This is a genomic window from Pseudomonas sp. B22129 (genome assembly GCF_044218875.1).
Classification (GTDB): Bacteria; Pseudomonadota; Gammaproteobacteria; order Pseudomonadales; family Pseudomonadaceae; genus Aquipseudomonas.
In genome coordinates this window covers 5,914,118-5,928,884 of sequence record NZ_CP162592.1, presented here as the reverse complement: position 1 = coordinate 5,928,884, position 14,767 = coordinate 5,914,118, and the positions used below count along the sequence as shown (strand labels likewise).

Here is a 14,767-nt window from a genome sequence, read left to right as displayed (position 1 = left end):
TTTGGGCGCCTCGGTACATCTGGCGAACCGAGGTGATGCTATCGCAGGCAAGCCAGCTCCCACATTTGCACAGCGTAACGCCTACAGGGCGAGTGCCTTGATCAGCTGATCCACATTGGATTCCAGCTCCGTCACCGGGTCGGCGCTGTCGACATTCAATACCAGCAACTGCGCACCACCTGCCGTCACCGCGGCTTTCACCGCCTCACTCGGCTGGCGATGATGCAGCACCACAGCCACGTCGCTGTCCTTCAATTCGGCACTGAGTTTCTGCAAGGCGTCCGGCGACCAGTCGGCGTCTGGCCGTGCATCAGTGCTGACCACTTCCAGGTTCAAACTGCTGACCAGATACGCGAAATGGTCGCTCAGGCTGACCACGCTCAGGTTGTCCGCTTTGGCCAGCCGCCCTTCGCTGTCAGCGGTTAGCTTGAGCAGGCGCTGCTTGAGGGCGGCGAGGTTGGCGTCGATCTTCGGTTTGGCCTCTGGCGCCAAACGGCTCAGGTCGGCGGCCATCACATCGGCCATGCGCCCCAGGTTGTTGCTGGATTGCCAGGGCTGGCTGTTCAGGCCATCGGCCGTGCCGGGTTGTATGGCAATTCCCGGCAGGCCGCCGTCCACGGGGCGTGCGGCGTCGACTTCGACGATGCGGATGTTGCTGCGCCGCGCCACCGGATAGAGCGGGTCATCCGCCCATAGTGAGCGCAGGCCAATGGCTGCGTCGGCGTCCCGGGCAAGCGCATTCAGCGCCGGAGCACCCCGGCCGGTGAAGTAGGCCACCTGCCGCGAGCCGGGCAGGTTGGCCGGCGCGGCGCGCTCAAGGTGCACGTTGGTGCCTTTGAGCAGCACGTCGGCCAAGCCGTAAGTGATGGGCAGCGAGGCCAGCACCGTGACCGGCTTTTTCGCCTTGGTCAGGGCCGCGTGGCCGAGGCCTTGGTTGACTTTGAAGTCTTTGGGGTCGAAGCCGTCGATGGCCAGTGCTGAGTTGCTGATCAAACACGCAATGATGACGGCCAATGGGCGAAAGACAGAACGCATTATCCAAAATTCCCTTTGAGGCTGGGCACCGTGCCGCGCGCGATGGCGGCGAGGGCGAAGGCGATACCGGCCACCAGAATGATCGCGGCGCCGGATGGAATGGGCAGGTCGAACATGATCGGCAGCAGAATGCCGCACAGGGTGCTGACGGTGGCGATCACCACCGAAACCCAGAAGAAGCCCTTGAGTGACTGGCTCAGCAGGCGCGCCGCAGCGGCTGGAATCACCAGCAACGCACCCACCAGAATCGCGCCGATCACCTTGACTGCCGCCACGGTGATCAGTGTCACCAGAATCACGAACAGGTAATCCAGGGTCTTCACGGCCACACCTCGTACCGCCGCGAGTTGCGGGTTGAAGCTGGCGAGCATGATGCGGTTGTACAGCGGCAGCGCGAGGGCCATCACCAGTGAGCCGACAATCGCCAGCACCAGCAGGTCATTGCCGTTCACCGTCAGCACCGAGCCGAACAGCACGTTTTCCAGAATGTGCACGTTGATCTTGCCGGCGAGAATCAGCAGCAAACTTGCGCCCAAGGCCAGGGACACCGAGAGGAACACGCCGATCAGGGTGTCCGGCGCCAGCCCGGTGCGGTTGCGCAAGTAGTTGAGCAGGATGCCGAACAGCAGGCAGTAGCCGAACAATGCGCCGTACGGCCCGGTGTAGGGTTCGCCAAGCAAAATGCCCACGGCCACGCCGGTCAGCGCAGCATGCCCCACGGCCTCCGAGAAAAACGCAAAGCGTTTGACCACCACCAGCGTGCCCAGGCCGCCCAGTACCGGGCCGATCAGCAGCCCGGCGAGCAGGGCGTTGACTACAAAACCATAGGCCAGCGCTTCCGGCAGGTACCCGGAAGAGGCCCAGCCCTGGACCATCAGACGAAACGCTTCATAACTCATGGCGCCGGGCTCCGGGGGTGGGTGGAGAACAGGGTCAGCAGGCGCTCCGGGGTCAGCGCTTCTTGGGGGGTGGCGTCGAACAGCACGCGACGGTTCAGGCCGGTGACGCGATCGGCCAGGCGGCCTACCGCGTCCAGATCATGTTCGATCCACAGCACAGTGATCCCGGCCAGGCGCCAGTCATTCAGCAACCGTTCGAATACCTGGATACCGGCTTCGTCGAGGGCTGACATCGGTTCATCCAGCACCAGCAGGTGTGGCGCCGGAATCAGGCCTTGAGCGAGCAGCACACGCTGGCGCTCGCCGCCGGACAGTGCGCCCATGCGCCGCTTGCGTTTGTCCTGCATGCCGACCCGCTCAAGGGCTTCACCCATCGCAGCGGCGTAGTGCCTGGACAGGCCGAGAAACGCCGGGCGCCGCTGACACATGGCCGCCATGAAATCGTCGACGGTCATCGGCAAACCCCGGTCGAATTCCAGGGCCTGCGGCACGTAACCGACGGTGCCCACCGAGCCTGGCCAGTGCAGGCGCAATTGCCCCTGATGCGGCGTTTGCCCCAGCAACGTCTTGATCAGCGAGCTTTTGCCGCCGCCGTTCGGGCCGACCAATGCATGGATGCTGCCTGGCTGCACCTGGAAACTCACGCTGTCCAGAATCACTGTGCGGCCCAAGGTCAGCGAGACCTTGTCGAAGTCGAGGGTCGGGCCAACGCTGGCGACCTTCAAGTGTTCGGCTGCCGTCATGCGCCCGACTCCTGAATCGCACGGACCACGGTATTGAGGTTGCCGGTCATTTCCACTTCGTATTTTTCAGGGGTGTATTCACCGTAGGAAATATGCGACAGCGGGTACAGCTTCACCCCGGACTCACGCTGAATGGTCTCGACGTAGGTGGAAGGGAAATCCATTTCCGAAAAAATCACCTTCACATCCAGCGCGCGCAATTCATCAATGGTCTTTTTCAACTGGCTCGGGCTGGGCTCGATACCGTGGGCGGGTTCGACCACGGCGGTCACTTCCAGGCCAAATTCGCGCAGCAGGTAATCGTAGGCCGCGTGCACGGTGGCCACGCGCAGGTCCGGGTTGGGGGCACTGGTCAGCTTGGCCAGGGCGTCGGCGCGCATCTGGCGCAGGCGCTTGCCGTAGGCGCGGGCGTTCTGGGTGTAGGCCTTGGCGTTGTCCGGGTCGAGCTTGCCCAGTTCGCGGGCGATGTTGTTGACCTGGGCAATCGAGGCGCTGATCGACAGGAACGTGTGCGGGTTGACCACCTTGCCCGCACCGCGTGCGGCGTTGCCGGTGGCCGCCAGCAACGGCACGTTGGCGTTGGCTTCGATGACCGGGATGTCCGGGCGCTCGCTGGTGGCGATCATGCGGTCGGCGAAGTCATCATGGCCGACGCCATTGAGCACGATCACATCGAGGGTGCCGATGCGCTTGATGTCTTCGGCGCGGGGTTCGTAGGCATGGGGGTTGAAGCCGGCCGGGATCAGCGGCACCACATCGGCCTTGTCGCCGACGATATTGGCGACGTAGCTGTAATAAGGGTGCAGGGTGATACCGATGCGCAGGCGTTTGGCCGCCTCGGCGTTCGCCAACGGAGCGAGCAACAGGCTGAACAGGCTGACCAGCAACAGGCGCAACAGGGGAGATGAAATAGACATGGGGGATCGGTCTTCTCGTTCAGTGGCGGTGCTGGCGGGTCACGCCGGCATCGAATTGCGTGACCACTTGCTGCCAGCCGGCGGCAATCAGCGCCGGGTCAGTCAGGTCGGACGGTGCGGCGAGGTTGGCCTGCCGGTTAAGCCAGATATCCGGCTCGGCGCCGTGCACGCGCATCAGCAACGAGCCGCTCGTCGCCGGCGTTTGGCTCAAGCCCAGATAGGCCGAAGGCTCGAGCACCAACCAGCGGTGGTCGCCGCGGCTGACTGAGCTCGCGTCCTGCGCGAACGGCGCGAAGCCTTCTTCAGCCAGTTGCTCAGGCGTTGGCAGGGTGCTTTGCTCCTGCTGCAACAGCTGGATTTCATCCAGGGTTACGCGCAAATCGGCGTAGATGCCTTGCTCGGCGGCGCTCAGGTCGCGGCGCGCATCGAGTTGATGGCTGGGCACGGCGGCAACCTCTTGGGTTTCACCGTGCAAGGCCACCACCGTGCCAGCCACCGCGAGGATGATAAGGCACAGCAGCAGGACGTAGAGGGTTTCATGGCCGGCACCGGCGGGGCGTACAACCTGTGTGGTCGTCATTGCGGCTGGATATCCGCTTGGTCGATTTCCACCACGTGACCCGGGCCTGCATCAAACAGCACATAGAATTCGGCGGAGGGTTTCTTGAAGGTCAGTGTGGAGTCCTGGCCAAGCTTGCCAGGCAGCAGGATGGTTTCGTCGTAGCCGATCACGTCCAGGGTTACGCCGGGGGCACCGCTGCCGTCGGAGAAACCGCCGGTGCACTGGATCTGTTCGCCGGCGATCTCCTTGCATTCGCACATCGGGTTGTGGGCCAGGGCCACAGAACTGAAACCGGCACAGAGCAAAAGCGCCACACCGGCGCGGGTCAGGTGTGTCAACGTCATGGTTTGACTCCTTTCTTGTTCAGCCAGGCAACGGTGGCAGGCGAGGCCTGGCTCAGCGGGATGGAACCCTGATGCAGGCTGCCGTCCCAACCTTCCATGGTGATCCACAGTTCAGCGTCGGCCGGTGTGCGTTCAGGAATGGGCAACGCGGCGCCCATGCGGTACGGCGTGCCAAAGAAAATCACCCCGGCAGCCCGCAGGCTGCGCGGCTTGCCGATGCGCAGGTAAGTGGCCTTGACCTGGTCGGCGCAGGTGTCGCACAAGGCGGCGTTGAAGAACTTGATCGGGCCGGCCGGGTCGGGCTGTGGGCCCTCGTTGCGGAACTCGGCGAGTTTCAGGCTCCAGGGCCCGACCTGTACGTCGCCCACAACACGCTCGCCGATCCCGGTGTCCCCGCGAAACAGTGCGGCATCGGCAAAGTACCTGGGCATGAAACCCAGCGGCACCAGCAACAGCAACACATTGATGTGGAAGCGCCATTTCAGCCAAAAGGCCCGCAGCGGCGAAGGGGGGGCAGCGGCAACTTTGCTCATCGATTGGCCTCCGAGGTTTCAGCCTGCATGGCCTGGATGGAAACGGGCTGGCGCTGTGACTTGGCTTCACGCTTGAGCGCGTTGAGGGTGGCCAGGGCGGTGCGTTTGGTCCAGATCAGCAGGCCGCTCAATACCATCATGCTCAGCACCAGGCCGAAGAAGGCCCAGATCAGCTTGATCCACAGCCCGCCGAAGTCGCCGGTGTGCAGCGGGCGCATGGATTCGGTAACAAACTCCAGTTTGCTGCGGTCTGACAGCAGGTGCGACGAGGCGATTTCACCGTCATACGGGTTGATTTGCGCGGTCTGGTACATCAGCGGGTACCAGCCCCGGCCGCCAATCTGCAGGTGGCTGTAGGCGTTGAACGGCAGGTTGATGAAGCTGGGTTCAAGGCCCGGGATGCGCTGGGTGGCAATCTTGATGGCTTCATCCAGTGCAATGGTCGGCGCCGGTACACCCGAGGCCGAAGTCGGGACTTTTTCGCGGGCAATCACCGGCACCACAGGTTGGCTGGAGATGGAAATCTGGTTATCCCCCAGAATCGCCTGGATCAAAAACCAGGTGCCGGTGATGGAAATCACGGCGATAAACCAGATCGACCAGATACCGCTCAGGCGGTGGAAGTCCCCCCAGAAGATCCGCGCGCCGTGGCGGATGCGCAGGGTCGGTTTGAAAAAGCCCTTCCAGAACCGCTTGTACACCACCAGCCCGGTGACCAGTGATGCCAGCAATGGCAAGCCGAGCAGCGACACCAGGTACCAACCCCAGCTGTAGCCATTGGTAAACGGCACCAGCCACCAGCCGTGCAGCGCGCGGGTAAATTGCTTGAAGTTGAACGAGGGGCTGATGCCCTGGATAACGCCGGTGTAGGGGTTGACGTAGACCTCCAGCGAACGCCCGTCGGGGTAGCTGAGGTCGACGCTCAGGGCGAAATGCGATTCGTCCGGGCGGCTGAGCGATTGCACGATCACCTGGGGCTCGGCCTGTTTGATCGCGCTGATGACCTGGTCGTAGCTCAGGGGTTCGGCGTCATCCGAGGGTTTGCTGGCACGGATGTCCGGGTTGGCCAGCCAGACGATTTCCTGGCTGACCACCGCCAGCGTGCCGGTGACGCAGACAATCAGCACAAAAAACCAGATGGGCAATGCCAGCCAGCTGTGTACGAGAAACCAGAGTTTTGAGCGAGACTTCTTCGACATGTGAATGCGGGTCTTGATCGGAGGGGGCGATGGGGGCCCGGAAAAGGCCGGTCGTAGCTTTTGCTGACGCGACGGGCTGTATCTAAGTTAAGACGGATGAGACTCACAAAACCCTAAGCCGGATATGAAAGAAAATGTTTCAGGTTCACATTCACGGCGTTTCAAAGCCTGGATCGAACACGAAACATGTTCCAAGCCATCACCTGGGTGCCATTGATGGGGGCGGGGGGCTGCGTAGGATGGAGGCATACCGTGAAGTGAGCCCAACAAAATGACTGCCAGAACCCTCTACGACAAACACATCGATTCCCACACGGTGTGCGCCCTGGATGACCAGGGCCATGTCCTGCTTTATATAGACCGCCAGGTGATCAACGAATACACCAGCCCCCAGGCCTTCAGCGGCCTGCGTGAGGCGGGGCGCAGCGTATGGCGCCCGGGTACGGCATTGGCGGTGGTCGACCACGTCAACCCCACCACGCCCAAGCGCATCGCGATCATGCCCGATGCGGGCGGCGCGCGGCAGGTGTCCTACCTGGCGGAAAACTGCGAGGACTTCGGCATTGAACTGCTGGATATCCTCGACAAGCGCCAAGGCATCGAACACGTGATCGCCCCCGAGCAGGGCTTTATCCTGCCGGGCATGGTGATTGCCGCCGGTGACAGCCACACCACCACTTACGGTGCGTTGGGCGCGTTTGGGTTCGGCATCGGCACCTCGGAAATCGAGCATTTGCTGGCCTCGCAAACTCTGGTCTACAAACGCCTGAAAAGCCTGCGCGTGACGGTCGATGGCGCGCTGGCGCCGGGCCTGACCTCCAAAGATGTGATCATGGCGCTGATCGGCAAGATCGGTGCGTCCGGCGCAACCGGTTATGCCATTGAATTCCGTGGCTCGACCATCGACGCGCTGAGCGTCGAGGCACGCATGACCATCTGCAACATGGCGGTGGAAGCCGGTGCACGCGGTGCCTTTATGGCGCCGGACGAAAAAGTCTTTGCTTACCTCAAGGGCAAACCCCGCGCACCGCAGGGCGAATTGTGGGAGCAGGCCCTGGTGGGCTGGCGCCAGTTGCATTCGGACGCCGACGCCGTGTTCGACCAGGAAGTACACCTCGACGCCAGTACCCTTGAACCCATGGTCACCTGGGGCACCAGCCCTGACCAGGCCGCGCCCATCGGCGCCCGCGTGCCCGACCCGCAGGCCGTCAGCGACCTGATTCTGCGCCAGGACATGCGCCGCGCCCTCAACTACATGGGCCTGGAAGCCGGCATGCCGCTGAGTGAAATCGTCATCAGCCACGCGTTTATCGGCTCCTGCACCAACGCGCGCATCGAAGACCTGCGCGACGCTGCCAGTGTGGTACGTGGCAAACACGTGGCCGAGCACGTGCGGGCGATGATCGTGCCGGGCTCCACCGAAGTGCGCGACCAGGCTGAGGCCGAAGGGCTGGCGGCGATCTTTATCGACGCCGGGTTTGAATGGCGCCAGTCAGGCTGCTCGATGTGCCTGGCGATGAACGACGACGTGCTGGCCCCCGGCGACCGCTGCGCCTCCAGCACCAACCGCAATTTCGAAGGCCGCCAGGGCGCGGGCGCACGCACCCACCTGATGAGCCCGGCGATGGTCGCCGCTGCCGCCATCACCGGCCGCCTCACTGATATCCGCCATTTTGGAGACCGCGCATGAGCCTGCAACCTTTCACCCTGGTCACCGGCAAGGCGGCTCCGATGCTGGCGGCAAATATCGACACCGACGTGATCATGCCCAAGCAGTTTCTCAAAGGCATCGACCGCAGCGGCCTGGACCGCGGGCTGTTCTTCGATTTGCGCTTTTTGCCGTCCGGCGAGCTCAACCCTGAGTTCGTGCTGAACCAGCCGGCCTGGCAGGGCGCGAGTTTCATGGTGGTCGGGCCGAACTTCGGCTGTGGTTCCAGCCGCGAACACGCGGTGTGGGGCTTGAAGCAAACCGGCATTCGCGCGCTGATCGGCAGCAGCTTTGCCGGGATTTTCTATGACAACTGCCAACGTAACGGCGTGTTGTTGATCACGCTGGATGAGGCGGTGCTGCAAAAACTCGGGCAGACCGTGAGTCAGCCTGCGCAGGCGCAGATCAGTGTGGATCTGGAGGCGCAGGATATTCATTTGGCAGATGGGCAGGTTATCCCGTTCCAGATTGATACCTTGCGCAAGACTGCGCTGTTGCTGGGGCTGGATGCGATTGGCAGCACGTTGCAGCGTAGCGATGAGATCAAGGCGTTTGAGCAACGTCACCTGCAAGCCAACCCCTGGCTCAACTGACACACCTCAATCCAAATGTGGGAGCGGGCTTGCTCGCGAATGCGGAGTGTCAGTCACTAGATACATTGACTGATCCACCGCATTCGCGAGCAAGCCCGCTCCCACATTGGAATCCATTCCAATTCGGAATCGGGCTAGATAGACAGTCCTTTGAAGTGCTCTTGCAGGAACTCGACGCAGGCGCGCAGTTTTCCGGAGTACGCCAGCCGCGTCGGGTACACCGCCCACACATTCGCGCTCTGGGTGTAGTCGTGCAGCACCTGCACCAGCTTGCCTTGCTCCAGCAGCGGTTTCACATCCCACATCGAGCGCAGTAACACGCCGCGCCCATCCAGTGCCCACTGCAACACTATCTCGCCATTGTTCGACGACAACGGCCCGCGCACGCGCACACTCTCGGGCGTGCCGTCGCGCTCCAGGTTCCAGATGCCGAACGCGTTGTCGCGCTCTTTGAGTACCAGGCAATCATGTTGCTCCAGGTCGCTCAGGTGTTGCGGTGTGCCACGGCGCTTGAGGTAAGCCGGTGCGGCGCACAGCACGCGGCGGTTGCTCACCAGCCGGCGGCCGATGTGCTGGCCGGGGATGTCGTCACCCACGCGAATTTCCAGGTCGAAGCCTTCGCTGACGATGTCCACCACGCGGTCGAACAGGTCCAGGCGGATTTCCAGGTCCGGGTATTGCTCCGCCAACAATGACAGGGCCGGCGCCACATGGTTGCGGCCAAAACCGAAACTGCTGCACAAATGCAGGTGGCCACGGGGGCTGTCATGGGCGTCGGAGAGTTCGTCGGAGAGTTGCTGGAAGTCTTCCAAGATGCGCACGGCCCAGCGTTGCACGCGCTCGCCGTCTTCGGTCAGGGCGATGCGGCGGCTGGTTCGGTGCAGCAGGCGGGTGGCCAGGGTGGTTTCGAGGATCTGGATACGCTTGCTGACATACGCCGGCGACAACCCCAGCTCATCGGCGGCGGCAGCAAAGCCGGCCTTGCGGATCACGGTCAGGAACACCCGCAGGTCTTCGGGTAGGGGCACGGTATCTTTCTTATGGGTCATCAGAAACAGACGTGGCGGCATGAGCCGCCAGAATAGCACCGGTTGGGTGTGCCTTCCGGCACACCCAGGGCTATTCGCTTATTCGGCGGCGATCTTCGCCTTGGCGGCAGCCCGCGCATGGCGGCCATGCTTGAGGGCAATCGGGGCCATTTTTTCGCGGTCCAGTTCGCCTTCCCAGGCCGCCACCACCAATGCGGCCACGGCGTTGCCGATGATATTGGTCAGCGAGCGGCATTCGGCCATGAAGCGGTCCACGCCCAGGATCAGCACCATCGCCGCCACCGGCACGGTCGGCACCACGGCGAGGCTTGCGGCCAGCGCCACAAAACCCGCACCGACCACCGCACCGGCGCCCTTGGAGGTGAGCATGGCCACCGCCAGCAGGGTCAGTTGTTGCTCCAGCGGCAGGTGGGTATTGGTCGCCTGGGCCAGGAACAGCACCGCCAGGGTCATATAGATGTTGGTACCGTCGAGGTTGAAGGTGTAGCCGGTCGGCACCACGATGCCCACCACGCCCTTGGAGGCGCCAAGGCTTTCCAGCTTCTGGATCAATTGCGGCAGTGCCGACTCTGAGGAACTGGTGCCCAGCACGATCAGCAGTTCGGACTTGATATAGCCCATCAATTTGAAAATGCTGAACCCTGCGTAACGCGCGATGCTGCCCAGCACCACGGCGACAAAGAAAAATGCAGTGATATAGAACGTGCCCACCAACTTCAGCAGCGGCAGCAACGAACCCACGCCGTACTTGCCGATGGTGAAGGCAATCGCACCAAACGCCCCAATCGGCGCCACCCGGCTGATCATGCCGACAATACGGAAGAACACTTCACTCGCTTGGTTGATCACGCCGACCAGTGGCCGCGCCTTTTCGCCGACCATCACCAGGCCGAGGCCGAACAGCACGGAAATAAACAGCACCGGCAGGATTTCAGCTTTTGCGAAGGCGTCGAAAAAGGTGCCCGGGATGATATTCAGCAGGAAACCGGTCACGCCCTCACTGTGTTGCGCCTGGCCGACAAAACCGGCGATGGCCGAGCCGTCGAGGGTTTTCACATCGATATTGAAGCCCACGCCGGGGTGCAACAGGTGCGCCGAAAGAATGCCGATCAGCAGGGCGATGGTGGAGACGATTTCGAAATACAGCAGGGCTTTGCCGCCGACCCGGCCTACCTGTTTCACGTCGTGCATGCTGGTGATGCCGGACACCACCGTGCAGAAGATGATCGGGCCGATGATCATCTTGATCAGTTTGATGAACCCGTCGCCCAAGGGCTTGAGGTCGATGCCGATTTGCGGCCATTCATGGCCGATCAACACACCCAGCGCGATAGCGATGAGCACCTGCACGTACAGGGTTCCCAGCAGTTTTCTGATTGTCATTGTTATTGTCTCAATCGTTTTTTTGGGGCAAAGCGAACCCGTCGCAGGCGATTGGCAGCCTGCGAGGCGGGTCCATCAGGTCACGGGGTTACAGCATTCAGCGAAGGAAGGTCAGGACTTCGCCGAGCAACAACTCGGGGATTTCTTCCGCGATGTAATGGCCGGCCGGCAGGGCCTTGCCACGTACGTCAGTGGCGACTTTCTGCCATTCCTTGAGCGGTTCGAAACAGCGGCCGACAGTGCCTTCGGCGCCCCACATCACCAGCAACGGCAGGTTGAGGTGGTGGCCGGCGTCGATGTCCGCCTTGTCATGTTCAAGGTCGATACCGGCGGCGGCACGGTAATCCTCGCAGATGCCGGTGGCAGTGCCGGGCAGGCTCAGGCAGCGCAGATATTCGGCGAAGGCTTCGTCGGTGAACGGCTTGAGCCCGGCACTGCGGCTGCCCATCACGCTGCGCAGGTACAGCTCGGGGTTGCTTTCGATCAGGGCTTCGGGCAATGGCGCCGGGCGGATCAGGAAAAACCAGTGCCAGTAGGCGCGGGCGAAGGCTTCGTCGGTCTGGGCGTACATCGCCAGCGTCGGCGCGATGTCCAGCAGCACCATGCGTTGCACGGCGTGCGCATGGTCCAGCGCCAGGCGATGGGCGACGCGGGCGCCTCGATCGTGGGCCAGCACCGAGAACGTGTCGAAGCCCAGGGCTTGCATCAGCTCGACGCCGTCGCGGGCCATTTCGCGTTTTGAATAGCTGGCGTGATTGTCATTGGCCGGCGGTTTGCTGCTGTCGCCATAACCGCGCAGGTCGGCGGCAACCACGGTGAAATGCTCGGCCAGCTGCTCGGCGACTTTGTGCCAGATCACGTGGGTTTGCGGGTGCCCGTGCAACAGGAGCAGACCGGGACCTGTACCGCCTTTGCGGTAGCTGATGTCCACGCCGTTGACGTGGCACCTGTCTTTTTGGAAACCGGCGAACATGGGATGACTCCTCTTTATTAGTGCTTGCATCCTGGAATCACGCGGCGTTCGGGGCAAGGGGGAAAGCGTGGAGGGGTTGTTCATGAAGTGTGTAGGAGCACGGTCTCGGCAAACAATGAACACTCCTGTGGGAGCTGGCTTGCCTGCGATGCAGCCACTGCGGTGCATCAGGCATTTTGAGTCGATGCCATCGCAGGCAAGCCAGCTCCCACAGGAGCCGTCGGGATCTCAGCCTTGCTTGAACATCTCCATGGCACGCTGGCGGATCTGTTCTTCGGTCAAATCCTCCTTGCGCGTGGCCAGGAACCACAGATGCCCGAACGGGTCCTTCACGCTCGCCGAGCGGTCGCCATAAAACTGGTCTTTCGGCTCGGACACCACGCTGGCGCCCGCTGCAACGGCTTGTTTGAACTGCTCATCCACATCGTTCACGTACAGGTGCAAGCCGACGCTGGTGTGTTCGGTCGGGTTGCGCAGGGCCATTTCATCGCACGGTGTGCCCAGCATGATCGCCGAGTCGCCAATGCGCAGTTCGGCGTGGCCGACCTTGCCGTCGGGCATGTCCAGGCGCATGACTTGGGTGGCGCCGAAGGCTTTCTTGTAGAACTCGATGGCTTCGGCGGCGTTGTTGATGCCCATGTAAGGCGTGACGCTGTGATAGCCCTCTGGAACAGGTTTAACGCTCATTTCGTTCTCCTTGGGTGGTGGTGTGGAGGCACGGCCTTTTCACTATAGGCCACGGTGCGCGCGGGCTGCGGCCAGCCGACGAGGTGTTGGCCAGGCAACAGTGAACGGGCAGATTGCTGCGCTATAAGCGGGTTTGGATCCGTTTTACAGCACCAAACCGCCGGTTTCAGGCCCCGGCACAGAAGCTGCAATACCCCAGGCAAACCATTCGCCCGAGAGCGTTGTATGTCTGTGCCTTTTGTATCTGCCGATTACCCCATCCACACGCCCCATGCCGTTGTGATCCGCGATGAAGCCGAGGCGATTGCCGTAGCCCATCGCGTCGCCGCGGTTTTGCTGGAGCAGGACGCCGAGCGTGACCGCACCCGCCAGGTACCCGCCGACGTGGTGGACCTGTATTCCAACAGTGGCCTGTGGGGCATCAGCGTGCCGCGCGAGTTTGGTGGGGCGCAGGTGTCCTACGCGGTGCTGGCGCAGGTGATTGCGATCATTTCAGCAGCCGATCCGTCCCTCGGGCAAATCCCGCAGAACCATTACTGCCTCCTGGAAGACATCCGCCTACAAGGCACGCCTGAGCAGCAGGCGCATTTCTTCGCGCTGGCGTTGCAGGGCCATCGGTTTGCCAATGCGCTGTCGGAAACCGGCGGCAAGCATGTGCAGGACATTCAGGCGACGATCCGCCGCGAAGGCGACGGCTATGTGATCAATGGCCGCAAGGGTTATTGCACCGGCTCGCTGTACGCCCACTGGCTGGCCGTGCTGGCGCTGGACGAGCAGCAAAATGCGCAATTGGCCTTCGTGAAGCGTGGCACCGAAGGGCTGGTGGTGGTGGATGACTGGGACAGCATGGGCCAGCGCACCACGTCGAGCGGCACGGTGCTGGCAGAGAGCCTCCGGGTGCCGGCGTTCAATCTGTTTCCTACGCATAAATCCTACGATTCGCCGACCCTGGCCGGGCCTTTCGCACAACTGACTACCGCCGCCATCGACGCCGGTATCGCCCGCGCCGCGCTGCGTGACACGGTGCAGTTCGTGCAGCAATTTGCGCGGCCCTGGATCGACGCCGGGGTTGAAAAAGCCAGCGAAGACCCGCTGACCATCATTCAGGTCGGAGCCCTGGATATTCGGTTGGAGGCTGCTGAAGCCTTGTTGGAGCGCGCAGGTTTTGCCCTGGATGCCGCGCGCCCGGCGCCGAATGCAGACAACGTCGCCCACGCGTCCCTGGCTGTGGCCCGGGCAAAGGTGCTGACCACCGAAATCGCCATCGAAGCCAGCAACAAACTCTTCGAACTTGGCGGGACTCGCTCAACCTTGAAGAAGCACAACTTCGACCGCCATTGGCGCAACGCCCGGGTGCATACCTTGCACGACCCGGTGCGCTGGAAATACCACGTGGTGGGCAACTGGTTGCTCAATGGCATCCAGCCACCCCGTCACGACTGGTCGTGATTCATGGCCGAATTGTTCAAGAACATCTACTGGGCCGACATCGGCCAAGCGTGCGTGGAAACCCTGAGCATGCTCGCCGCTGCCCTGGGTTTTACCGTGCTGCTGGGGCTGCCGCTGGGGGTGCTGTTGTTTCTCACCGGCAAGCGCCAGTTGCATGAGGCGCTGGTGGTGTACCGGCTGCTGTCGGTGGTGGTCAACGTGCTGCGCTCGCTGCCGTTCATCATTCTGCTGATTGTGCTGATCCCGTTGACCACCTTGCTGGTGGGCACGTCGCTTGGCGTGCCGGGCACCATCCCGCCGCTGGTGGTGGGGTGTACGCCGTTCTTTGCACGGCTGGTGGAAACCGCGCTGCGCGAAGTCGACCGTGGCGTGGTGGAGGCGACCCAGGCCATGGGCGCCAGCACCTGGCAGGTGATCCGCCACACGCTGTTGCCCGAAGCCAGAGGTGGATTGTTGGCGGCGGTGACCGTCACCGCCATTGTGCTGGTGGACTACACCGCGATGGCCGGGGTGATCGGCGGCGGTGGCCTGGGCGACCTGGCGATTCGTTATGGCTACCAGCGGTTCCAGACCGACGTGATGGTGGTCACCGTGCTGCTTTTGCTGGTGCTGGTACAGGCCCTGCAAATGACCGGTGACCGTTTGGTGGCGCGTTACAGCCGCCGTTAATTCCTATAAAGCTGCCTTCGGAGC

General features: G+C 62.5%; 16 protein-coding genes. 4 read left to right on the top strand and 12 right to left on the bottom strand.

All coding sequences use genetic code 11. The features are described 5' to 3' along the window. Positions 1–81 precede the first annotated feature (81 nt). From AB4P94_RS26835 to AB4P94_RS26800, 8 genes are read right to left on the bottom strand one after another with little or no spacing between them, the layout of a single operon-like run. Entirely contained in the window at positions 82–1,035 is a 954-nt protein-coding gene (locus AB4P94_RS26835; protein WP_395608298.1) for a metal ABC transporter solute-binding protein, Zn/Mn family, read from the bottom strand. Continuing rightward, positions 1,035–1,934: a metal ABC transporter permease gene (locus AB4P94_RS26830; protein ID WP_395608297.1), complete on the bottom strand. Its 900-nt coding sequence runs from the start codon at positions 1,932–1,934 to the stop codon at positions 1,035–1,037. The genes AB4P94_RS26835 and AB4P94_RS26830 overlap by 1 nt, the downstream gene beginning before the upstream one ends. After that, complete coding sequence (locus AB4P94_RS26825; RefSeq protein ID WP_395608296.1) at positions 1,931–2,677, bottom strand: metal ABC transporter ATP-binding protein; 747 nt, start codon at positions 2,675–2,677, stop codon at positions 1,931–1,933. The genes AB4P94_RS26830 and AB4P94_RS26825 overlap by 4 nt, the downstream gene beginning before the upstream one ends. Then, entirely contained in the window at positions 2,674–3,594 is a 921-nt protein-coding gene (locus AB4P94_RS26820) for a metal ABC transporter substrate-binding protein (protein WP_395608295.1), read from the bottom strand. Before AB4P94_RS26820 ends, AB4P94_RS26825 begins: the two co-directional genes overlap by 4 nt. A 19-nt stretch (positions 3,595–3,613) precedes the next feature. Further along, entirely contained in the window at positions 3,614–4,174 is a 561-nt protein-coding gene (locus tag AB4P94_RS26815) for a DUF6162 family protein (protein ID WP_395608294.1), read from the bottom strand. Then, positions 4,171–4,500: a hypothetical protein gene (locus tag AB4P94_RS26810; protein ID WP_395608293.1), complete on the bottom strand. Its 330-nt coding sequence runs from the start codon at positions 4,498–4,500 to the stop codon at positions 4,171–4,173. Before AB4P94_RS26810 ends, AB4P94_RS26815 begins: the two co-directional genes overlap by 4 nt. Beyond that, entirely contained in the window at positions 4,497–5,033 is a 537-nt protein-coding gene (locus tag AB4P94_RS26805) for a thiamine pyrophosphate-binding protein (RefSeq protein WP_395608292.1), read from the bottom strand. The genes AB4P94_RS26810 and AB4P94_RS26805 overlap by 4 nt, the downstream gene beginning before the upstream one ends. Beyond that, positions 5,030–6,232, bottom strand: a complete 1,203-nt coding sequence (locus AB4P94_RS26800) for a PepSY-associated TM helix domain-containing protein (RefSeq protein WP_395608291.1) — start codon at positions 6,230–6,232, stop codon at positions 5,030–5,032. Before AB4P94_RS26800 ends, AB4P94_RS26805 begins: the two co-directional genes overlap by 4 nt. 271 nt (positions 6,233–6,503) lie before the next feature. On the opposite strand from AB4P94_RS26800, the gene leuC reads away from it, so the two are divergent. Together leuC and leuD are read left to right on the top strand one after the other, a co-directional pair. Continuing rightward, a complete protein-coding gene (gene leuC / locus AB4P94_RS26795; protein ID WP_395608290.1) occupies positions 6,504–7,922 on the top strand; it encodes a 3-isopropylmalate dehydratase large subunit in 1,419 nt (472 codons plus the stop codon). Then, positions 7,919–8,533 carry a 3-isopropylmalate dehydratase small subunit gene (gene leuD, locus AB4P94_RS26790; RefSeq protein WP_395608289.1) on the top strand — a complete coding sequence of 205 codons (615 nt, stop codon included), beginning with the start codon at positions 7,919–7,921 and terminating at the stop codon, positions 8,531–8,533. Before leuC ends, leuD begins: the two co-directional genes overlap by 4 nt. Before the next feature lie 134 nt (positions 8,534–8,667). Here leuD and AB4P94_RS26785 read toward each other — a convergent pair whose 3' ends face one another. From AB4P94_RS26785 to AB4P94_RS26770, 4 genes are all read right to left on the bottom strand, one after another. Beyond that, on the bottom strand, positions 8,668–9,582 hold the full coding sequence (locus AB4P94_RS26785; RefSeq protein WP_395608288.1) for a LysR substrate-binding domain-containing protein: 915 nt from the start codon (positions 9,580–9,582) through the stop codon (positions 8,668–8,670). A gap of 78 nt (positions 9,583–9,660) precedes the next feature. After that, positions 9,661–10,965, bottom strand: a complete 1,305-nt coding sequence (locus AB4P94_RS26780; protein WP_395608287.1) for a dicarboxylate/amino acid:cation symporter — start codon at positions 10,963–10,965, stop codon at positions 9,661–9,663. A 97-nt stretch (positions 10,966–11,062) separates the two neighbouring features. Next, the gene (locus tag AB4P94_RS26775; RefSeq protein ID WP_395608286.1) at positions 11,063–11,938 is read right to left on the bottom strand and encodes an alpha/beta fold hydrolase; all 876 of its coding nucleotides are present in this window, start codon (positions 11,936–11,938) and stop codon (positions 11,063–11,065) included. Between the two features lie 228 nt (positions 11,939–12,166). Further along, the gene (locus AB4P94_RS26770) at positions 12,167–12,625 is read right to left on the bottom strand and encodes a VOC family protein (RefSeq protein WP_395608285.1); all 459 of its coding nucleotides are present in this window, start codon (positions 12,623–12,625) and stop codon (positions 12,167–12,169) included. A gap of 225 nt (positions 12,626–12,850) precedes the next feature. Here AB4P94_RS26770 and AB4P94_RS26765 point away from each other — a divergent pair, with 225 nt between their 5' ends. Then, positions 12,851–14,074 carry an SfnB family sulfur acquisition oxidoreductase gene (locus AB4P94_RS26765; RefSeq protein ID WP_395608284.1) on the top strand — a complete coding sequence of 408 codons (1,224 nt, stop codon included), beginning with the start codon at positions 12,851–12,853 and terminating at the stop codon, positions 14,072–14,074. Between the two features lie 3 nt (positions 14,075–14,077). Then, complete coding sequence (locus AB4P94_RS26760) at positions 14,078–14,743, top strand: methionine ABC transporter permease (protein WP_395608283.1); 666 nt, start codon at positions 14,078–14,080, stop codon at positions 14,741–14,743. Positions 14,744–14,767: the final 24 nt, after the last annotated feature.